The organism is Curtobacterium sp. YR515, assembly GCF_900113095.1.
Lineage (GTDB): Bacteria > Actinomycetota > Actinomycetes > Actinomycetales > Microbacteriaceae > Curtobacterium.
Genome location: NZ_FOOD01000002.1, coordinates 370775 through 389822, shown reverse-complemented (window position 1 = coordinate 389822; position 19048 = coordinate 370775). Strand labels below are relative to the sequence as shown.

General features: G+C 72.6%; 22 protein-coding genes. 14 read left to right on the top strand and 8 right to left on the bottom strand.

Going from position 1 to position 19048, the window contains the following annotated elements:
- Nucleotides 1–62 precede the first annotated feature (62 nt).
- A complete protein-coding gene (locus tag BM028_RS06580; RefSeq protein WP_070417620.1) occupies nucleotides 63–2573 on the top strand; it encodes a glycoside hydrolase family 65 protein in 2511 nt (836 codons plus the stop codon).
- Nucleotides 2574–2678: 105 nt separating this feature from the next.
- The gene (locus BM028_RS06575; protein ID WP_070417621.1) at nucleotides 2679–3446 is read left to right on the top strand and encodes a meso-2,3-butanediol dehydrogenase; all 768 of its coding nucleotides are present in this window, start codon (nucleotides 2679–2681) and stop codon (nucleotides 3444–3446) included.
- Between the two features lie 30 nt (nucleotides 3447–3476).
- Here the strand turns inward: BM028_RS06575 and BM028_RS06570 are convergent, their stop codons facing one another.
- Both BM028_RS06570 and BM028_RS06565 read right to left on the bottom strand, forming a co-directional pair.
- Nucleotides 3477–3863 carry a VOC family protein gene (locus tag BM028_RS06570; protein ID WP_070417622.1) on the bottom strand — a complete coding sequence of 129 codons (387 nt, stop codon included), beginning with the start codon at nucleotides 3861–3863 and terminating at the stop codon, nucleotides 3477–3479.
- On the bottom strand, nucleotides 3860–4375 hold the full coding sequence (locus tag BM028_RS06565) for a DUF1697 domain-containing protein (protein WP_092385368.1): 516 nt from the start codon (nucleotides 4373–4375) through the stop codon (nucleotides 3860–3862). The genes BM028_RS06570 and BM028_RS06565 overlap by 4 nt, the downstream gene beginning before the upstream one ends.
- Before the next feature lie 72 nt (nucleotides 4376–4447).
- Between BM028_RS06565 and BM028_RS06560 the strand changes: the two genes are divergently transcribed.
- Genes BM028_RS06560 through BM028_RS06550 form a run of 3 tightly spaced genes read left to right on the top strand, consistent with a single transcriptional unit; the run spans nucleotide 4448 to nucleotide 5781 of the window.
- The gene (locus BM028_RS06560) at nucleotides 4448–4924 is read left to right on the top strand and encodes a hypothetical protein (protein WP_070417624.1); all 477 of its coding nucleotides are present in this window, start codon (nucleotides 4448–4450) and stop codon (nucleotides 4922–4924) included.
- Between the two features lie 3 nt (nucleotides 4925–4927).
- A complete protein-coding gene (locus BM028_RS06555) occupies nucleotides 4928–5269 on the top strand; it encodes a hypothetical protein (protein WP_070417625.1) in 342 nt (113 codons plus the stop codon).
- 44 nt (nucleotides 5270–5313) lie between these two features.
- Nucleotides 5314–5781, top strand: coding sequence for a hypothetical protein (locus BM028_RS06550; RefSeq protein WP_070417626.1), 468 nt, complete (start codon nucleotides 5314–5316; stop codon nucleotides 5779–5781).
- Between the two features lie 18 nt (nucleotides 5782–5799).
- Here the strand turns inward: BM028_RS06550 and BM028_RS06545 are convergent, their stop codons facing one another.
- Nucleotides 5800–7272, bottom strand: coding sequence for an NCS2 family permease (locus BM028_RS06545; protein WP_071302451.1), 1473 nt, complete (start codon nucleotides 7270–7272; stop codon nucleotides 5800–5802).
- Nucleotides 7273–7417: 145 nt separating this feature from the next.
- Here BM028_RS06545 and folE point away from each other — a divergent pair, with 145 nt between their 5' ends.
- The 5 genes from folE (at nucleotide 7418) to BM028_RS06520 (ending at nucleotide 11120) form a co-directional block, all read left to right on the top strand.
- Entirely contained in the window at nucleotides 7418–8035 is a 618-nt protein-coding gene (gene folE / locus BM028_RS06540; protein WP_229085577.1) for a GTP cyclohydrolase I, read from the top strand.
- Nucleotides 8032–8970: a dihydropteroate synthase gene (folP, locus tag BM028_RS06535; protein ID WP_092385366.1), complete on the top strand. Its 939-nt coding sequence runs from the start codon at nucleotides 8032–8034 to the stop codon at nucleotides 8968–8970. Before folE ends, folP begins: the two co-directional genes overlap by 4 nt.
- Entirely contained in the window at nucleotides 8967–9734 is a 768-nt protein-coding gene (locus tag BM028_RS06530) for a pyrimidine reductase family protein (RefSeq protein WP_092385364.1), read from the top strand. The genes folP and BM028_RS06530 overlap by 4 nt, the downstream gene beginning before the upstream one ends.
- Nucleotides 9735–9823: 89 nt before the next feature.
- The gene (locus BM028_RS06525; RefSeq protein ID WP_071302454.1) at nucleotides 9824–10477 is read left to right on the top strand and encodes an HAD-IA family hydrolase; all 654 of its coding nucleotides are present in this window, start codon (nucleotides 9824–9826) and stop codon (nucleotides 10475–10477) included.
- A gap of 100 nt (nucleotides 10478–10577) precedes the next feature.
- Complete coding sequence (locus tag BM028_RS06520; protein WP_092385362.1) at nucleotides 10578–11120, top strand: type 1 glutamine amidotransferase domain-containing protein; 543 nt, start codon at nucleotides 10578–10580, stop codon at nucleotides 11118–11120.
- Between the two features lie 19 nt (nucleotides 11121–11139).
- Here the strand turns inward: BM028_RS06520 and BM028_RS06515 are convergent, their stop codons facing one another.
- Nucleotides 11140–11709, bottom strand: coding sequence for a molybdenum cofactor biosysynthesis protein (locus BM028_RS06515; protein ID WP_254789429.1), 570 nt, complete (start codon nucleotides 11707–11709; stop codon nucleotides 11140–11142).
- Nucleotides 11710–11819: 110 nt separating this feature from the next.
- On the opposite strand from BM028_RS06515, the gene BM028_RS06510 reads away from it, so the two are divergent.
- Both BM028_RS06510 and BM028_RS06505 read left to right on the top strand, forming a co-directional pair.
- The gene (locus tag BM028_RS06510; RefSeq protein ID WP_217647230.1) at nucleotides 11820–13379 is read left to right on the top strand and encodes an AlkA N-terminal domain-containing protein; all 1560 of its coding nucleotides are present in this window, start codon (nucleotides 11820–11822) and stop codon (nucleotides 13377–13379) included.
- Entirely contained in the window at nucleotides 13376–13888 is a 513-nt protein-coding gene (locus BM028_RS06505) for a methylated-DNA--[protein]-cysteine S-methyltransferase (protein ID WP_070417632.1), read from the top strand. The genes BM028_RS06510 and BM028_RS06505 overlap by 4 nt, the downstream gene beginning before the upstream one ends.
- Nucleotides 13889–13961: 73 nt before the next feature.
- Here BM028_RS06505 and BM028_RS18465 read toward each other — a convergent pair whose 3' ends face one another.
- From BM028_RS18465 to BM028_RS06485, 4 genes are read right to left on the bottom strand one after another with little or no spacing between them, the layout of a single operon-like run.
- Nucleotides 13962–14174 carry a hypothetical protein gene (locus tag BM028_RS18465; RefSeq protein WP_175496008.1) on the bottom strand — a complete coding sequence of 71 codons (213 nt, stop codon included), beginning with the start codon at nucleotides 14172–14174 and terminating at the stop codon, nucleotides 13962–13964.
- Nucleotides 14175–14220: 46 nt separating this feature from the next.
- The gene (locus BM028_RS06495; protein ID WP_092385358.1) at nucleotides 14221–14658 is read right to left on the bottom strand and encodes a GbsR/MarR family transcriptional regulator; all 438 of its coding nucleotides are present in this window, start codon (nucleotides 14656–14658) and stop codon (nucleotides 14221–14223) included.
- Nucleotides 14655–16250 carry an ABC transporter permease gene (locus BM028_RS06490; RefSeq protein WP_092385356.1) on the bottom strand — a complete coding sequence of 532 codons (1596 nt, stop codon included), beginning with the start codon at nucleotides 16248–16250 and terminating at the stop codon, nucleotides 14655–14657. The genes BM028_RS06495 and BM028_RS06490 overlap by 4 nt, the downstream gene beginning before the upstream one ends.
- Complete coding sequence (locus BM028_RS06485; RefSeq protein ID WP_175496007.1) at nucleotides 16247–17137, bottom strand: ABC transporter ATP-binding protein; 891 nt, start codon at nucleotides 17135–17137, stop codon at nucleotides 16247–16249. Before BM028_RS06485 ends, BM028_RS06490 begins: the two co-directional genes overlap by 4 nt.
- A 192-nt stretch (nucleotides 17138–17329) precedes the next feature.
- Between BM028_RS06485 and BM028_RS06480 the strand changes: the two genes are divergently transcribed.
- Nucleotides 17330–18148, top strand: coding sequence for an alpha/beta fold hydrolase (locus BM028_RS06480; RefSeq protein WP_092385352.1), 819 nt, complete (start codon nucleotides 17330–17332; stop codon nucleotides 18146–18148).
- Nucleotides 18149–18165: 17 nt separating this feature from the next.
- On the top strand, nucleotides 18166–19047 hold the full coding sequence (locus BM028_RS06475; protein WP_092385350.1) for a hypothetical protein: 882 nt from the start codon (nucleotides 18166–18168) through the stop codon (nucleotides 19045–19047).
- The last annotated feature ends 1 nt before the right edge of the window (nucleotide 19048 follow it).

Sequence of the window (19048 nt, the reverse complement as noted above, 5' to 3'; positions counted from 1 at the left end):
GATCCGCGCCTCCAGGCCCTCCCGACCCTCCCCACGAACACCCTCCTCCCCCACGGAGCACCATGAACCCCATCACCTCCGACCCGCTGGACCGCGTCCGCTACCCGATCGACGAGTGGGCCCTCGTCGAGACCGAGTACGCGCCCGACGAGCAGGGCGTCGCCGAGACGAACTTCGCCGTCGGCAACGGGTACCTGGGCCTGCGCGGCAACCTCGACGAGGGTCGTGGCGGCGTGCAGTACGGCACGTACATCAACGGTTTCCACGAGACCTGGCCGATCCGGCACGCCGAGGACGCCTTCGGCTTCGCGAAGACCGGGCAGACGATCATCAACGCGCCCGACGCCAAGGTGATCCGCCTGTACGTCGACGACGAACCGCTCGTCCTGGCCGAGGCGGACATCCTCCGGCACACCCGGCGGCTCGACTTCCGGGGCGGGTACCTGTTCCGCGAGACCGAGTGGTCGACGCCCTCGGGCAAGCGCGTGCTCATCCGGTCGCGGCGGCTGGTGTCGTTCACCGACCGACACCTGGCGGTCATCGACTACGAGGTGACCGTGCTCGACGCGGACGCCTCGATCCTGCTGTCGAGCCAGATCCTCAACCGGCAGGACGTGCAGGACGAGTACCACGCGGGGATGCGTGCGGCGGCGAACGCGTTCGACCCGCGCAAGGCCGAGGCGTTCACCGAGCGGGTGCTCGAGCCGAAGCTCAAGCGCAGCACCGGCGGCCGTTCGCTGCTCGGGTACCAGGCGGCGAGCTCGGGCATGACGATCTGCGTCGGCGTCGAGCACCACCTCGAGACCGAGAACAGCTGGGACGAGTCCTCGTCGATCGAGGACGACCTGGCGAAGCACGTCTACCGCGTGCAGGCGCGCGCCGGGCAGCCGATCCGCCTGACGAAGCACGTGGTCTACCACACGTCCCGCGGGGTCCCGGCGCGCGAACTCGCCGACCGCTGCGAGCGGACCCTCGATCGCTCGCGTGCCGAGTCCGTCGACGCGGCCTTCGCGCGGCAGGCCGAGTGGATGGACGACTTCTGGGCGCGGAGCGACGTCGAGATCGTCGGGCAGCCCGCGCTCCAGCAGGCCGTCCGGTGGAACCTGTTCATGCTCGCGCAGGCCACGGCCCGGACCGACGGGCACGGCATCGCGGCGAAGGGCGTCACGGGCTCCGGGTACGGCGGCCACTACTTCTGGGACATGGAGATCTACGTCCTGCCGTTCCTGTCGTACACGGCGCCGATCGTCGCCCGGAACGCCCTGCGGTTCCGCTACAACATGCTCGACGCGGCTCGGTCCCGCGCCCGCGAGCTGAACCAGCACGGCGCGCTGTTCCCCTGGCGGACGATCAACGGCGAGGAGTCCAGCGCCTACTACGCCGCCGGCACCGCGCAGTACCACATCGACGCGGACATCGCGCATGCGCTCATGCAGTACGTCCGCGCCTCGGACGACCGCGAGTTCCTCAAGCGCGGTGCGATCGACATCCTCGTCGAGACCGCCCGCCTGTGGGAGGACCTCGGGTTCTGGCGGTCGAACGGCGACAAGAAGTTCCACATCGACGGCGTCACCGGTCCCGACGAGTACACGACGGTCGTCGACGACAACCTCTACACGAACGTGATGGCTCGGGCGAACCTGTGGTTCGCCGTGAACGCCTGCCGCGAGCTCGCAGCCGACGACCCGGAAGAGTACGAGCGCATGGTGCGGCGGACCGGGCTGCAGGCGCAAGAGGTGACCGACTGGGAGCACGCGGCCGAGTCGATGGAGATCCCGTTCGACCCGCACCGTGGCATCCACCCGCAGGACGCCCAGTTCCTCGACAAGGAACTCTGGGACCTCGACAACACCCCCGAGAGCAAGCGCCCGCTGCTGCTCCACTACCACCCGCTGGTGATCTACCGGTTCCAGGTCCTCAAGCAGGCCGACGTCGTGCTCGCGCTGTTCCTCCAGGGGCACGAGTTCACCGCTGCCGAGAAGCGTCGCGACTTCGACTACTACGACGCCCTCACGACGGGCGACTCCACGCTGTCGGCGGTCGTGCAGTCGATCATGGCGGCCGAGGTCGGCTACCACGACCTCGCGTTGCAGTACTTCCAGACGGCGCTGTACGTCGACCTCGCCGACCTGCACGGCAACACGACCGACGGGGTGCACATCGCCTCGACGGGCGGCATCTGGGGCGCGGTCGTGAACGGGTTCGGCGGCATGCGGGACCACGGCGGCCGGATGACCTTCAACCCGCGGCTGCCGAAGGACTGGGAGCGGATCACCTACCGCCTGACGGTGCGCGGATCGCGTGTGCGCGTCGACCTCGAGCAGGACGCCATGACCTTCACGGTCGAGACGGGCTCCGGGTTCACCGCGTGGGTGCACAACCAGCAGTGGGACGTCACCGCCGGCGAGCCGACCGTCGTGCCGCTGCCGCACCAGGGCCCACGGATGTCCGGGCGCGCGCCGACGACGGCCGACATCCAGGGCACCCTCCGTGCCGACGGATCGGTCGTCACGGCGTCGATCCCGACGATCTCGCTCGACCGCGACCTGGAGCCGGACGACACGACCGCCTGACACCCTCCGAACGCGCCCAGGCGGGTGCGGGCACCATGGCTCGCCGTGCCCCGCTGGGCCGATGGCGTCTCCCCGGGCACGGATCGTGCAACGAGAGGAGACACCATGGGCAACCGGTTCGAGGGCAGGGTGGCGATCGTCACGGGTGCCGGGTCCGGCATCGGCGAGGCGACCGCGCGGGCGTTCGTCGACGAGGGCGCGTCCGTCGTCCTGACCGACAGCGTCGACGAGAAGGTGCGAGCGGTCGGCGACAGCCTGCCGAGCGACCGGGTCGTGGCGCTCCACGCGGACGTCGCGAGCCCGGCCGACTGGCAGCGGGTCGTCGACACGGCCATCGAGCGGTTCGACCGCATCGACGTGCTCGTGAACAACGCCGGCACCTTCAGCTCCGGCGACATCACGGACATCACGCCGGACGAGTGGCACCGCGTGATCGAGACCGACCTCTCCAGCGTGTTCTACGGCACCCGGGCGGCGCTGCCGTTCCTCCGTGCCACGAAGGGGTCGATCGTGAACACCTCGTCGGTGTCCGGCGAGGACGCGGACTGGCGGATGAGCCCCTACAACGCGGCGAAGGGCGGGGTCTCGAACTTCACCAAGGCCGCCGCGCTCGACAACGGGCAGTTCGGCGTCCGCGTGAACGCCGTGGCGCCGGGGCTCGTGTGGACGGACCTCACGCAGGACCAGGCGGAGGACGAAGAGCTGCAGGAGAAGTTCGAGGAGCGGATCGCCCTCGGCCGCGCGGGTCGTGCGCACGAGGTCGCGGCGGCCGTGCTGTTCCTGGCGAGTGACGCGGCGTCGTTCATCACCGGGGCGATCCTGCCGGTCGACGGTGGCACCACCGCGAGCAACGGGCAGCCGCCCCAGTCCTGAGCGTGGCTGTCCGCGGCCGGTCGTCGCCGCTCAGTCGGCGACGAGTTCGACCTTGAACCGTTCGGCGTCCTCGAGGAACGCCGCGTGGTGGTCCGGCCCGCCGGCGTGCGGATGGCGGTCCTCGTAGAGGCGTCGCCATCCGTGCGCGGGCGCGGCCGCCCAGATCCGGGCCACGTCGTCGGTGCCACCGGCGTGGAACGCGAGGTGGCTCAGGCCCGGGCGTCGTCGATCGTGCTCGCCCGGCAGCGGAGCGGTCTCGAGCACGACGTACAGGTCGCCGAGCCGCCAGCTCCGCCCGTCGGGCCAGCGCTGGAAGGGCTCGTGGCCGAGCTCGGTCAGGAGCCAGTCCCACGCGGGACCGGACGCGTCGAGGTCGGCGGTGCGCAGTTCGACGTGGTGCAGACCACCCCGGCTCACAGGAGCTTCCGGAGCGTGTTCGCGTTGCGGGTCGTCGTCGTCCGCTTGAAGCGTGCGGCACCGGCCCGCTTGGCGAACACCGTGTCTGTGCTCGACCCCTTCGGGCACGACCAGTAGACGACCCTCACGCCGCGTGCGACGCGCTCGACGGACTCGTCGACCTCGAGGTCGGCCAGCAGGTCGTCGAGGGCGTCCTCGTCGGAGCCGAACACGACGTAGTCGTGGCGGTCCTCGGCGGCGGGGAACGGGAAGCCGTCCACGACGGCGGCAAGCTCGTCGTGGGGGACGAGCACGATCCAGGCGTCGTATCCGAAGCGGTCCCGGAGCGACTGCTCGATGTCGGTCTTCAGGGCGGCGGCCGTGCCGTCCGAGCCGAACACCACGTTCCCGGAGGCGAGGACGGTCCGGACGTCCTGGTAGCCGCGTTCCCGGAACAGCGCCGCGAGTTCGGCGCTCCTGATCGTGATCCCGTTGACGTTCACCCCGCGCAGCAGCGCGACCCACCTGGTCATGCCCGAACCGTACCGCCCCCGGCCGACCCCTGGCCACTTGTGTTCAGAACGCGTTCTGAATAGCCTTGATCCGTGACGATCCTCGCCCCTGCTCCCGTACCGTCTCGGCCTCGTCGCGCGGTGCAGTCCTCCGACCTCTCGCGCCATGCGAAGGAGGTGTTCGCCGCGGCCGAGCAGGAACCGCTCGAGGTGACCCGTCGCGACGGCAAGCCGCTCGTGCTGACGACGAAGGAGCGCTCGGACGACGACGAGGCCGTGCTCGACATCGCCGCGCAGCTCATCGCCGCGGTGACGATCAACGAGCAGTTGCCGCTGCACGACCGTCTGGCGATCCCCTACCCGTGGCTGAAGCTCCTGAGCCGCGCCGATCAGCAGCGGTTCGCGAAGGAGATCGTCGAGGTCGCACGGGGTTCGTTCTCGCTGCGGCAGCCGCGCCGGCTCCTGCTCGAGATGCAGGCATGGCGGAACTCCGCCGAAGCCATCGCCGCCGGCTGGGACACCTCCGAGGTCGAGGTGACCGACAGCCCCGTCGTCGTCGAGAAGCCCTGACGGGTGGCCCGTCGTTCCGGCGTGGTGCGGCCGGTCCGCACCACCGAGTACACGATCGTCTTCGGGAACCGAGCAGCGGAGCAGGGATGGCGGGACGTCGTCGCCACGCAGCGGAACGCCGTGGCGGCAGCATGGGAACGCCTGACGACCGACCCGCTGACCGAGGACCTCGCGTGTCACGCGCTCCGTGGTGAGCTCGGGTCCGTGACGCACTCCGGGCGGGTGTGGGTCCGCCGGCAGTACGAGCTCCGTCGCGGTGCTCGGCTGTGGTTCACGGTCGACGAAGCGCAGATGGTCGTCCATCTCCTCGCGGTGCACACGCACCACCCGAACGCCACGAAGTGAGGCACCTCGGAGCGGAGGGAGCAGCGGTCCGGTAGACGGGACCCATGACGAACGACGCACCGCACGACGACGCACAGGGCCCCGACGAGCAGCACCGCGTGCCCGAGGGGGTCTCGGACGCCACGGTCGAGGCGCTCGGCACCCTGTCGGCAGCGGTCGAGGTGATCGAGCACGCCCGCGGACTGCTCTACGGGTTCCACCGGCTGACCGGGATGGCGGACCTGAACCTCGGCGAGGCCGTCGAGCAGCTCCGGGACGCGGGCCACACCGAGCTGGCGGACCGCATCGACTCGGAGCTCGTCGGACGCAACGTCATCGCCGGCCGGTGGACGTTCCAGGTCGTCGAGGACTACGACGACGGGTACTACGCCCTCGCGAAGGAGCTCGAACGGACCGCGCGGGACGAGCTCGTGCAGGGACGAAAGCACCTGTTCGAGGCGGGCATGAAGGAGGACCGGCGCTCCCGGGGCCGACGCCACCACGAGGCGACGCCGGCCGACCTGGCGGACTGAGGCCGCGCCTCCCGCGCCTCAGCCGACGCCGAGCAGCACCTCGAGCGGCCCCCGCGCGAAGTACAGCAGGAAGCCCGCCGCCACGACGTACAGGAGCCACGACACCTGACGGCCACGACCGGACAGCAGCTTGATGAGCACCCAGCTGATGAACCCCGCACCGATGCCGTTCGCGATCGAGTAGGTCAGCGGCATGATCACGATCGTCAGGAACGCCGGCAGCGCCGCCCCGAAGTCGGTCCAGTCGATGTCCTTCACCTGCGCCACCATGAGCGCACCGACGACCACGAGCCCGGCGGCCGCGACCTCGAGCGGGACGACCTGCGTGAGCGGCGTGAGGAACATCGACGCCAGGAACAGCAGGCCGGTGACGACGGAGGCCATGCCGGTCCGGGCGCCCTCGCCGATGCCGGCGGCGGAGTCGATGAACACGGTGTTCGACGACACCGAGGCGCCACCACCGGCGATGGCACCGGCACCCTCGACGACGAGCGCCGACTTCAGGCGCGGGAAGGTGCCGTCGGGGTTCGCGACACCGGCGGCCTTCGCGAGGCCGGTCATCGTGCCCATGGCGTCGAAGAAGTTCGTGAAGACGAGGGTGAAGACGAGCATCGACGCGGCGATGGGGCCGATGCGGGTGAAGGCACCGAAGACGTCCGCGTGACCGACGAGCGACAGGTCGGGCACCGCGAACAGCGCGGAGGGCAGCCCCGGCGCGTTGAGGTTCCAGCCGGTGGGGGAGTCGACCGAGGTCGGTACCGTGAAGATCGCCTGCAGGATGATCGCGATGACCGTGGTCGCCACGATGCCGATGAGCAGGGCGCCCCGGACCTTGCGGGCCATCAGCGTGCCGATGATGACGAGGCCGATCAGGAAGACGATGGTCGGCAGTGCTGCGATGGAGCCGTCCTCGCCGAGCTGCAGCGGCGGGGAGGCGTTCTTCGTGGTGCGGACGAACCCGGAGTCGACCAGGCCGATGAACGCGATGAACAGACCGATGCCGACGGTGATTGCCGCCTTGAGCTGCGCGGGCACGGCCGTGAAGATCATCGTCCGGATGCCCGTCAACGCCAGGATCACGATCACGACGCCGTTGATGACGACGAGGCCCATCGCCTCGGCCCAGGTGACCTGGTGCACGACGCTGACGGCGAGGAACGAGTTGATCCCGAGCCCCGCGGCGATGCCGAACGGCAGGTTCGCGATGAGGCCCATCGCGATCGTCATGAGCCCGGCGACGAGTCCGGTGGCCGCGGCGACCTGGGCGTTCTGCAGCCAGCCGCCGAGGACGTCCTGCGGCGCCTGGTCCTGGCTGAACCCGCCGAGGATGAGCGGGTTGAGGATGACGATGTAGGCCATCGTCACGAAGGAGACGAGGCCGCCCCGGATCTCGCGGGGGATCGTCGATCCGCGGTGCGTGATGGAGAAGAAGCGGTCGAGGCCGGTCGCGAAGCGGTTCCGGGGCGTGGTGTCGGTCTGCGGGGCGCTCACCGAACAAGCTTAAAGGGCGCTGGGTTTCCGGCACGTCACAGCTTCCTTCCAGGGGATTTCCTGGAGGCGCGGCTCGCCTCGACGGGGTACGTCACCCCCGGTGGCCGGTCGCGTCCTGCGGCCAGGGCTGGTGTTGGATGGACGGGTGAACCAACGTCTGGACCGTGCGCGCATCGAGTCCGCCGTGCGGGAGCTCCTGCTCGCGATCGGCGAGGATCCCGACCGCGCGGAACTCGCCCGCACGCCCGCTCGTGTGGCCGAGTCGTACGCCGAGTTCTTCTCCGGCATCGGGACGGACGCGGTGGCGATCGCCCGCGACGGCACGGTCCACGCCGAACCGGGCGACCGCGGGCAGCTCGTCATCGTGCGCGACGTGAAGTTCCGGTCCGTGTGCGAGCACCACCTGCTCCCGTTCCTCGGTGTGGCGCACCTCGCGTACGCGCCGGGGGACCGGCTCATCGGCCTCGGCACGCTGTCGCGCGTGCTCGACGCGGTGGCCTCCCGTCCGCAGCTGCAGGAGCGGCTCGGCGAGCAGGTCGCGGCGACCATCGCCGAGGGGCTCGGGGCCGCCGGCGTCCTCGTGGTCCTCGACGCGCAGCACCAGTGCGTGACGACCCGTGGGGAGCGGCAGACCGGGTCGACGACCGTGACCGTGGCGGCGACCGGCACCCTGGCCGAGGCCGCCGGACGGGCCGAGGCGATCGCCCTGATCGGTGCCGGTGCAGGCGCGGATGTCGGGGCCGGCCGCGGGGCGGACGCGTGACGACCGAGCGAGGCGGGGCGCGCCAGGGCCCTGCTGCCACCGCACCCGGGTGGGTCGTCCCCGACCTGCGCGAGCCCGTGCGCACCATCGGCCGCCGGACCGTCGACTTCGACCACCGCATCGCCGTCATGGCGATCGTGAACCGCACGCCCGACTCGTTCCACGACCGCGGCGCGACCTTCGCACTCGACCGTGCCGTCGAGGCCGCCGTGCACGCGGCCGAGCAGGGCGCGGACTGGGTCGACATCGGCGGCGTGAAGTTCGCGCCGGGGCCGGAGCTGCCCGCCGCCGACGAGATCGACCGCGTCGTCCCCGTCGTCCGGCAGCTCGCGCAGGAGTCCGACGTGACGATCAGCGTCGACACCTTCCGGCCCGAGGTCGCCGCAGCGGCGATCGAGGCCGGTGCGAGCGTGGTGAACGACACGACGGGGCTGTCCGACCCCCGGATGGCGGCCGTCGTGGCGGACTCCGACGCGACGATCGTGATCACGCACTCGCTGGCGGAGCCCCGTCGTCCGCTGCCGGCCCCGCCGCAGTACGGCGACGTGACGACCGAGGTCGTCGGGTTCCTGCGCGAGCGGGTCGACCGGGCCCTCGCGGCTGGCATCCCGGAGTCGCGGATCATCGTCGACCCGGGGCACGACCTCAACAAGAACACGGTGCACACGCTCGAGCTCACCCGACGCCTGCCCGAGGTGGTCGCGCTCGGCTACCCGGTGCTCGCGGCGGTCTCGAACAAGGACTTCGTGGGGGAGTCGCTCGGGCGCCCCCGCGGTGAGCGACTGGCGGGGTCGTTGGCGGTCGCGACCGTGAGCGCGATGCTCGGCGCGCGGATCGTCCGGATGCACGACGTCGCCGAGAGCGTGGACGCGATGCGCATGGTCGAGGCGACGCTCGGCTGGCGGGCACCGGTGGAAGCGCGGCACAACACGTGAGCGTCCTCCCGCCGTCGATCGCCGACCTGTCCGACGACGAGCTGCTCGAGCTGTACACGGCGGGGGCGGTCGCACCCTGGCTGCGGGTGAACTTCGTGACGACGCTCGACGGCTCGGCGACGGCCGCGGGTGACGGGGTCTCGGGTTCGCTCGGCGGGCCGGACGACCTGCGCGTGTTCGACCTGCTGCGCCGGGTGGCCGACGCGGTGCTGGTCGCCGCCGGGACCGTCCGTGACGAGGGCTACGGGCCGATGGTGCTGCACGACGCCGACGTGGCCTGGCGGCGGGCACACGGGCTGCCCGACCACCCGGTGTTCGCGATCGTCTCGGGCTCGCTGTCCCTCGACCCGGCGTCCCCGGTGTTCACCGAGGCGCCGGTGCGTCCGATCGTCCTCACCTCGACGACCGCAGCGTCGTCGCCCCGGGCCGCGGCGCTCGCGGCGGTCGCGGACGTCGTACCGTGCAGCTCCGACGACGACCCGGACACGGTCGACCCCGTCACCCTGCGGGACGCCCTGGTGTCGCGCGGCTTCGGCACGGTGCACTGCGAGGGCGGACCGACGTTCTTCGGGGCGCTCGTGGCGGCGGACCTCGTGGACGAACTCACGCTGACGGTCGACCCGTCGCTCGAGGGTGGCGCCGGCCCGCGCATCACCCGCGGCGGTTCGCCCGACCTCCGGCGCTTCCGGCCGGCCCACGTGCTCCTCGGGCGTGACGGTGTGCTGCTCACCCGGTACGTGCGGGCACCCGACCCCGGCGAGTGACCGGCACCACGCACCCGACCCCGGCGAGTGACCGGCACCGCGCGCCCGACCCCGGCGAGTGACCGGGGCGGCACGCTAGGGTCGGGCGCGTGATCGACATCGTGGCGTCCGGGGTCCTCTTCGACATGGACGGGACGCTCGTCGACTCGACCGCGGTGGTCGAGGCGACCTGGACCCGCTTCGGTGTCGAGCACGGCATAGACCCCGCGGAGATCCTCGCCTTCTCGCACGGCCGCCAGGCGATCAGCACGATCCAGCGCTTCCTGCCCGACCTCGACCACGACGAGCAGCTGCGGATCGCTGCCGGGCTCGTCGCCGAGGAGCGCGAGAGCACCGAGGGCATCTCGGAGGTCCCGGGCGCCGGGGCGTTCGTGTCCCGGCTGGTCGACGCCGGGGTGCCGGTCGCGATCGTCACGAGTGCGCCCCGCGACCTCGCGGTGGAGCGGATGCAGGCCGCCGGGGTGCACGTGCCCGAGGCGCTCGTCGCCTCCGAGGACGTCGAGCACGGCAAGCCGCACCCGGACGGGTACCTGCGCGGTGCGGCACTGCTCGGTGTCGACGCCGCCGACTGCGTGGCCTTCGAGGACGCACCCGCCGGGCTCGAGGCCGCCATCGCCTCAGGGGCTACCACGGTCGTCGTGGGGACGCTCGAGGCCGACGTCACCGCGGGACTGTACCGAGTGGGCGGCTACGACGGCATCTCCGTGGAGCGCGAGGGAACGGCCTTCCGCATCCGCGGCTGACCCGATCGCCGCCCACGGCTGTCCACCTGCGGACGCTTCCAGCGCTCCCCGACGACGCTGGTCGTGCGGCCGGAACGACCGGGCCGCGGAAGGAACGACCATGGCAGCACTCGACGGCAAGAAGATCCTCGTCATCGCGACGAACTACGGCGTGGAGCAGGACGAGATCGTCGTCCCGATCGACCAGCTCCGCGAGCGCGGCGCGACCGTGACGGTGGCGGCGCAGGAGACCGGGGCGATCGCGACCCTCGTCGGCGACAAGGACCCGGGCAAGAACGTCGACCCGGACACCACCATCGCCGGTGTCAACGCCGGCTCGTTCGACGCGCTCGTCGTCCCCGGGGGCACGATCAACGCCGACACCCTCCGCACCGACCAGCAGGCGGTCTCCCTCGTGCAGGCGTTCGCCGAGGCCGGCAAGCCCGTCGCCGCGATCTGCCACGGGCCGTGGACCCTCATTGAGGCCGGTGTCGTGTCGGGGAAGACGATCACGTCGTTCCCGTCGCTGCAGACCGACGTGCGGAACGCCGGGGCCGAGTGGGTCGACCAGGAGGTCCAGGTCGACGGCGGGCTCATCACCTCGCGGAACCCGGACGACCTGCCGGCGTTCGTCGACGCCATCGAGTCCGCACTGACCGCGTAGCCGGCACTGCGCTGGCGCGTCAGGGGAGCGCGACGGGGCGGGCCGTGCGGAGCACCGCGGGACCGAGGGCGAGGACGCCGTCGGACTCCGGGTCGCACCGCACCCCGCCCCGCCCGCGCATCGCCCGGAACGCCCCCGGGGCCACCTCGTGGTCCATCCAGGCGCACGGCTTCGCCGGCCGGTACCCGCGGAAGCGGACCACCCCCTGCCCGGAGTCGAGCGCGAACGGCTGGCCCCGGAGCGCCTCGACGTCCGCCCCGCGGAGGAACACGTTCCGCCGGGTCGCGACCGGGTCGACGGCCGCACCGAGTTCGGCGGCGACGGCGTCGAGCCCCTCGAGACCGATCACGGTCACCGAGGCGTGCACGTGCGCCCGCGACGCGAAGTACCGGTCGCCGACGATCCCGAGTCCCGCGCGCAGCTCGACGCGCTCGCGCAGGTCGTCCGGCTCGCCGTCCAGGGCGGGCAGCGCCCCGTCCGCCGGTCGCCCCTCGTACCGGTGCCGCCGGGACACCACCAGCAGCGCGATCTCGACGTCGGTCCGGCAGGGCAGGTCGCCGGAGTCGGCCACGTCGTCCACCAGGGTCACCCACCCCACGCTAGCCGCGCCTCCAGGCCTGCGTTCCCGCACTGACGGGTGTCCGCTGCCCTGTCTGATTTCCGCCAGTCGATGTCGGTGAGCCGTGTCAGGCTGTGGGCATGTCCACCGCACCAGACACACTGCACGCCGAGCGCTACCGGGTCGTCGCCTCCCGCGATGCCCGGTTCGACGGGCAGTTCGTCACCGCCGTGCACTCCACCGGCATCTACTGCCGCCCCTCGTGCCCGGCCCGGACGCCCCGCGAGTCCGGCGTCACCTTCTACCGCACCAGTGCCGCCGCGCACCTCGCCGGCTTCCGCGCCTGCAAGCGCTGCCTGCCCGAGGCGACACCGGGCAGCCCCGAGTGGGACCTCCGCGAGGACGTCGCCGGACGCGCCATGCGCCTCGTCCTCGACGGCGTCGTCGAACGCGACGGCGTGCCCGGCCTCGCCGCCCGCGTCGGGTACTCCGAGCGGCAGCTCAACCGCATCATGACCGCCGAGCTCGGTGCCGGGCCCAAGGCGCTCAGCCGGGCGCACCGCGCACAGACCGCGCGGACGCTGCTCACCTCGTCCGACCTGCCCGTCGCGGACGTCGCGTTCGCCGCCGGGTTCGCGAGCGTCCGCCAGTTCAACGAGACCGTGCGCGAGGTCTTCGCGGTCACGCCGACCGAGCTCCGCGCACGCCGCACGCTCCGACCGGTCGCGGACGGGGCGCTGCACGTGCACCTGCCGGCGCGCGCGCCGTTCGACGCGCAGGGGCTCCTCGACTGGCACGCGCTCCACGCCCTGGCGGGCACGGAGCAGGTGGAGGTCGACGACGCCGGGCGGGTCACGTCGTACGGACGGGTGCTCGACCTGCCAGGAGGCGCGGCCTGGTTCAGCGCCTCGGCCGCCGTCCCCGGGGTGGCCGGGCGGGGGAGCGGGATCGACCTGCGCGTGCGGGTCACGGACCTCTCCGACCTCCCGACGCTCGTGGCGCGGGTGCGCTCGTACTTCGACCTCGACGCCGATCCGGAAGCCGTCGACGCCGTGCTCGGCGCGGTGCCCCAGCTCGCCGACGCCGTCGCCCGGGTCCCCGGCATCCGGCTGCCCGGCGCCGTGGACCCGCACGAGATCGTCTTCCGGACCCTCATCGGCCAGCAGGTGTCCGTCGCGGCGGCCCGGACGGCGCAGACGCGGTTGGTCGCGGCGCTCGGTGCGCCCGTGCCGTCCGCGATCGCGCCGGACGGCCTGCTGTTCCCGTCCGCCGCCGTCATCGCGGCCCGCGGGCACGAGGTGCTCCGCGGCCCGGCTGCCCGCGTCGACACGATCCTCCGGGTGGCCGCCGCGCTCGCCGACGGGTCGCTCGTGGTCGACGGCGGGCAGTCGCTCGACGAGCTGCGCGCCGGACTCCTCGCGGTGAAGGGCATCGGGCCCTGGACCGCCGACTACGTGGCGCTCCGGGTCCGCCACCACCCGGACGTCTTCCTCCACAGCGACCTCGCCGTGCGCAACGGTGCACAGGAACTCGGGCTGCCCGGTTCGGCGCGCGAGCTCTCCCTATGGTCGGAGCAGGTGGCGCCGTGGCGGAGCTACCTCACGATGCACTGCTGGCGACCGATCATCGACCGCGCGACGGCGACGACCGGTGCGACCCACACGACCGCGGCTCCGGCCGCCCGGAAGGACGAACGATGACCGATGCGACGATCCAGACGCTGGACACCCCCGACGGCCCCTTCACCGTGCTCGAGGACACCGAGGGCCGCGTCCTCGCCTCGGGCTGGACGGACGACGCGGAGCGCATCCTCGCGCGCCTCGCCGACCGGCACCGGCCGGAACGCGTGGTGGACGGACGTGTGGCCTCGGCGGACGCCGTCGACGCGTTCTACGCGGGCGAGGTCGAGCACGCGATGCAGGTGCCGGTGCGTCAGTTCGGCACCGAGCTCTTCGCCGAGGGGTGGCGGCAGCTCCGGTTGATCCCCGCCGGTGGGACGTTGACCTACACCGGGTTCGCCGCCGCGATGGGGCGACCCGACGCCGTCCGGGCCGCGGCGAGCGTGTGTGCGCGGAACGCCCCGGCGCTGTTCGTGCCGTGCCACCGCGTGCTGCGGACCGACGGCACGCTCGGCGGCTTCGCGTGGGGGCTCGACGTGAAGCGGTCCCTGCTCGAGCGGGAGTCGGTGGGCACGACGGCCCTGGTCTGACCTATACGAAACGCACGAGCGCGGACCCGCCTGGCGTCGATCATCGACGATGCCCGGCGCGAGCCCGTCTCCCTCACGCGACGCCGCCATCGCGGAGAACGAACGCATCGAGGTCATCCCGTGCGCGCAACGTGTCATCCGCACGCTCCTCGCCGAGCACCGACGTCCCCCAGCCGCGCGGAAGCTCGTGAACCGACCGGGTTGGCGGATCCGTTCGGCCGACTCTCGCCTCATCTATGAGATCGACGACGGCCGGCTGCTGGTGGTCGTGGTCGACGCCGGCCACCGCCGAGCGATCTCCCGCGAGCGGTGACGGGTGGGGGCGCTGACGGTCAGGAACGCTGAGCGTTCCACTCGTCGAGCAGGTCCGGGATGCGGCGCTGGACGAACCGGAAGAACCCGGCCATGTCGAGCACGCGCTCCCGGGCGGCCGGCACGTCGAGCGACGCCGCCGTGGTCTCTGCGACGGATGCGAGCCGTTCGTACAGCGCCTGGTTGTTGACCGACGCCGCGTACCAGGCGTGCTCGGGCAGCTCGTACACGTACCGACGGTCGCCCGCGACGCGTTGCCGGGTCATCATCCCGACGGTCTGCAGGTAGCGGACTGCTCCGGACACGGCGGCGGGGCTGACCTCGAGCTCCGTCGCGAGCTCCGCGGCGGTGAGGGCCGACGACTCGCTGGTCAGTACCGCGACGAGTGCGGCGGCGGGCATCCGGGGGAACCCGGCGTCCGCGAACGCCTCGACGAGACGGTTCGCCTCCGGCGTCACGGGCGGGTCTCCTGGCGACGAGCGAGCACGAGAGCGACGATACCGAGGAACACTGCGACACCGAGCAGCCACCACGCCCCGGCCCAGTCGACGTGCGCGGCGGGGACACCGGGCGTGTGGGTGAACGGGCTGATCTGCCGAGCCCAGTCCGGCACCCGCAACAGGCCGCCGAACTGGCCGAGCAGGAGCGCGACCCCGAGGGCGACCCACACGAGCCACCCGGCGATCCTCGGGAGCGCGACCGCGACGACGGCCGCGACGCCGATGAGCACGAGCGCTGCCGGGATCTGCGCCAGCCCGGCCGCGACGGTCGACCAGAACCGGTCCGTCCCGGTCGCGATGAACGCCAGTCCGCCCACGACACCGGTCGTGAGCGACACCGCCACCGCCGCGCCGACGCCGATCCCGAGCCACTCCCCGAGACGCCGGACCCGTCCGACCGGCGTGGCGAGGAGGAGCTCGGAGCGGCCGTCGCGGTCGTCCTCGGCGGCCCGGTTCAACGCTCCGATCCCGGCGGCGGCCGCGAGGATCGAGGTGATCCCGACCACCGCGGCGACGAACTCGTCCAGCAGGGCTCCGCGGCCGCCGGGTACCAGGGTCTCGAGCAGCCTCGTCACAGAGGAATCGGCGCCGATCGCGTCGATCGCCGTGGTGCCGAGTCCCCCGGCGAACGCTCCGAGGACCGCCCCACCGACGGCCCAGGCGAGCACGGTGGTCCGGTGCAGGCGCCAGGCGAGCCCGAGCGACGTCCGGAGTCGACCGTCCGCGCGACCCGGTCGTTCCTGGAGGAGACTCGCGCCGAGGTCCCGCCGGCCGCGCACCACCAGGGCTGCCGTGACGCCGACGACCGCCACGACCAGGCACGGCACGAGCGGTCCCCAGTCCTGTCGCGTGAAGGGGAAGACGTGCTGGCCCCACCCGATCGGGCTCAGCCAGCTCGGCCAGGCACTCGTCACGGTGAGGCCGTCGGCGCTCCGGGTCCCGACGGCGTCCCCGGCCGCACGGAGCAGGTACGTGGCGGCGACGACCCCGACGCCGATCGCGTTCGTCGACCGAGCGGTCGGCGCGACCTGCGCCACGACGACGGCGACGCCGGTGTAGGCGAGGCCGACGCACGTGGCCGCGGTGCCGGCGAGGGCGGACCCCGACGCCGGCAGGCCGCCGGCCGCGAAGCCGAGCGTGACGAGCAGACCGAGCAGGACGTTCGCGGCCGTGGCCACCCACACGGCTGCGACGAGCGGGCTCCGGCGGTGCACCGGGCCCGCGAGCAGGAGCTCGGCTCGGCCGGAGTCCTCGTCCTGCCGGGTCTGCCGGGTCACCAGGAAGACCGACATCAGGCCCGCGACGAGCCCGAGGTACGTGAAGATCTCGAAGAACGCGTACGCACCCTCGTCGGTGCCGTCCGGGACGCCGCGGATGGCCAGGAGGCTCGGGGTCGCCGTGATGAGCTCGACCAGCGTCCGCCGCTCGGCGGCGTCGCCGAACGCCTGCGGCACGGCCGCTGCGGTGGCGGCGGCGAGCAGCCCGCCGACGACGGCCCAGACCGGCACCCGGACACGCTCGCGACGGAACGCGCCCCCGATGACGGTCATCGTCCCTCCCGGCCGTAGTGGCGCAGGAAGAGCTCCTCGAGCGAGGGCGGCTCCACCGTGAGCGCCTCGACACGGTGGCCGTCGAGCGCCGCGATCACGCCCGCGACCGCTGACGCCTCGGCGCCGAACCGCAGGGTGCCGTCCTCGGCGACCAGGTCGTGCACGCCGGGCAGCGCCCGGATCGCGTCCGCCGGGGCGTCCGTGGTGACGGACACGCTGCTCCGGGTGAGGTGTCGCATCTGGGCGAGGGTGCCTTCCTCGACGACCTGCCCGGCACGGATGATCGTCACCCGGTCGCAGAGCGCCTCGACCTCGCTGAGGATGTGGCTCGACAGCAGCACGGTCGCCCCCTCGGACCGGACGCGGCGGACCTCGGCGCGGAAGACCTCCTCCATGACGGGATCGAGGCCGCTCGTGGGCTCGTCGAGCACGTACAGCCGGGCAGGCCGGGCGAACGCGGCGACGAGGGCGACCTTCTGGCGGTTGCCCTTCGAGTAGGACCGGGCGTGCTTGCGGGTGTCGAGGTCGAAGTCACGGACCAGGCGCGCGCGGAGCTCCGGCACCGCTCCGCCCCGCAGCCCCGTGAGCAGGTCGATCGTCTCGCCGCCGGTCAGGTTCGGCCAGAGTGCGACGTCGCCCGGCACCGAGGCGAGGTCCGCGTGCACGGGCACGGCGTCGCGCCACGGATCGCGCCCGAACACGCGCACCGAACCACCGCTCGCTCGGAGCAACCCGAGCAGCACCCGTACCGTCGTCGACTTCCCGGCGCCGTTCGGGCCGAGGAACCCGTGCACCTCGCCGGCGGCGACCCGGAGGTCCAGGCCGTCGAGCGCGCGGGCACGTCCGAAGGTCTTCACGAGCCCGGATGCCACGACCACATCGTCCATGCCGCGAACGCTACACCTGATTCACGATTTTGTGAATCACGTGATCGACCCGGTGTTCTCCCCCTGGTTGCGGGTGTCGACGCGGGGGCACGGGGCTGTCATGCTCGACACAACCGACCCGCCAAGGACCAGACCCGAAGGACCCCACGCGCGCCAGCGGCGCACCGCGGTCGACCCACCTTCGAGGACCCCATGGACCAGCACGTCGACCGCACGGTCGTCTCCGCGGACGGCACGGTGCTCGCCGTGTCCGACGCCGGGACCGGCCCCGCGCTCGTCGTCGTCGGCGGGGCGTTCGACCACCACGGCACCCCGTTCGTCACCGGCCTGACCGCGACCCTGCAGGACCGCTACCGGGTCATCACCTACGACCGACGCGGCCGCGGCGCGAGCGGCGACACCGACCCGTGGGCGATCGAGCGCGAGGTCGAGGACCTCGCGGCCGTCGTCGCCGACGTCGAGGGTCCCGTCACGGCGGTCGGCCTCTGCGTGGGCGCGGGCGTGGTGCTGCACGGCCTCGCGGGCGGGGTCCGACTCGACGCCGCCGTGCTCTGGGAACCGCCCTACCGCGCCACCGTCGACCCGCACGCCGACGACGTCGTCTTCGCGGACGTCCTCGACGAGCACGTCGCGGTCGGACGTCGCGCCCAGGCCGTCCGGGCGTTCCTCGCGCACGTCCTCGGCGTCCCCATGGGCCAGATCACCGCACTCCGGCTGAAGGGTGCGCTGTGGCGGTCCCTCGTCGTCGACGCGCACGTGCTGAGCCGTGACGTCCGGGTCCTCAACGGTCTCGCGATCCCCGAGCGGGTGGCCGCAGCCGTGGGCGTGCCCGTCCTCGTCGCGGCCGGCGGCGACGGCCTCGAGTGGATGCGGCAGGCGGCCCGGGCGGTCGTCGAGGCCGTCCCGGGTTCGGAGTACGCCGAGGTGCCGGGGCAGGGACACGTGCCCGCACCCGAGGCCCTCGGCCAGCTGCTCGACCGCTTCACCGCGCGGACGGCCGCACGGCGCTGACCACCGGGGCTGCAAGGATGGTCGTCGTGAACGCACCTCGCCTCGGACTCCTGCTCGACGTCGACGGGCCCATCGCCAGCCCCGTCTCGCGCACCATCGCGATCCCGAGCATCATCGAGGACCTCGTCGCGCTCGCGGCCGAGGGCATCCCAGTCGTGTTCAACACGGGGCGGAGCGACGCCTTCATCCGGCAGGAGGTCGTCGGACCGCTGCTCGCCGGCGGTCTCGCGGCGGGCGGCCGCGTGCACGCCGTGTGCGAGAAGGGCGCCGTCTGGTGCTCGATCGGCCCGCAGTACGAGGGCGGCATGGGCGAGCTGACCGTCGCCGAGAACCTGGCGCTGCCGCGGGACTACGCCGACGAGATGCGCGAGCTCGTCCGCGACGAGTACGCCGACCTGGTCTTCTTCGACGAGACGAAGCGCGCGATGGTCTCGATCGAGCAGCGCGTCGAGGTGCCGAACGCCACGTACCTCGCCCGCCAGCCGGAGTTCGACGCGAAGGCCATGGCCGCGCTCCAGCGCCGCGGGCTCGGGGTCCGCCGGCTCGACGACGTCCGCCCCGACGCCGACGGTGCCGTGCAGTGGCGCATCGACCCGACGATCATCTCGACCGACGTCGAGTCCGACCGCAGCGGCAAGGACATGGGCGCCGAACGGTCGCTCGAGCTCCTCGCGCAGGACGGCGAGCTGCCCCTGGCGTGGCGGACGATGGGCGACTCCCGGAGCGACTACGCGATGGCGGACTGGCTGCACGCGAACGGCCACGAGGTGGCGCACGTCGACGTCCGCCCGTCCGACGGGGTCCCGGCGACGCCCTACCCGGTGCTCACGGCACCCGACGGCGTGATCCACGACGACGCCGGAGCGCGGTTCCTGTCGGACTGGCGCCGGTCCGTCTGAG

Bases quoted from the DNA above. Each gene is read 5' to 3' on its own strand.
- BM028_RS06480 (WP_092385352.1), top strand. From the start codon at position 17,330: ATGGACCAGCACGTCGACCGCACGGTCGTCTCCGCGGACGGCACGGTG.
- BM028_RS06475 (WP_092385350.1), top strand. From the start codon at position 18,166: ATGGTCGTCGTGAACGCACCTCGCCTCGGACTCCTGCTCGACGTCGAC.
- BM028_RS06550 (WP_070417626.1), top strand. From the start codon at position 5,314: ATGACGAACGACGCACCGCACGACGACGCACAGGGCCCCGACGAGCAG.
- BM028_RS06490 (WP_092385356.1), bottom strand. From the start codon at position 16,250: ATGACCGTCATCGGGGGCGCGTTCCGTCGCGAGCGTGTCCGGGTGCCG.
- BM028_RS06580 (WP_070417620.1), top strand. From the start codon at position 63: ATGAACCCCATCACCTCCGACCCGCTGGACCGCGTCCGCTACCCGATC.
- BM028_RS06565 (WP_092385368.1), bottom strand. From the start codon at position 4,375: ATGACCAGGTGGGTCGCGCTGCTGCGCGGGGTGAACGTCAACGGGATC.
- BM028_RS06510 (WP_217647230.1), top strand. From the start codon at position 11,820: ATGTCCACCGCACCAGACACACTGCACGCCGAGCGCTACCGGGTCGTC.
- BM028_RS06485 (WP_175496007.1), bottom strand. From the start codon at position 17,137: ATGGACGATGTGGTCGTGGCATCCGGGCTCGTGAAGACCTTCGGACGT.
- BM028_RS06505 (WP_070417632.1), top strand. From the start codon at position 13,376: ATGACCGATGCGACGATCCAGACGCTGGACACCCCCGACGGCCCCTTC.
- BM028_RS06575 (WP_070417621.1), top strand. From the start codon at position 2,679: ATGGGCAACCGGTTCGAGGGCAGGGTGGCGATCGTCACGGGTGCCGGG.
- BM028_RS06520 (WP_092385362.1), top strand. From the start codon at position 10,578: ATGGCAGCACTCGACGGCAAGAAGATCCTCGTCATCGCGACGAACTAC.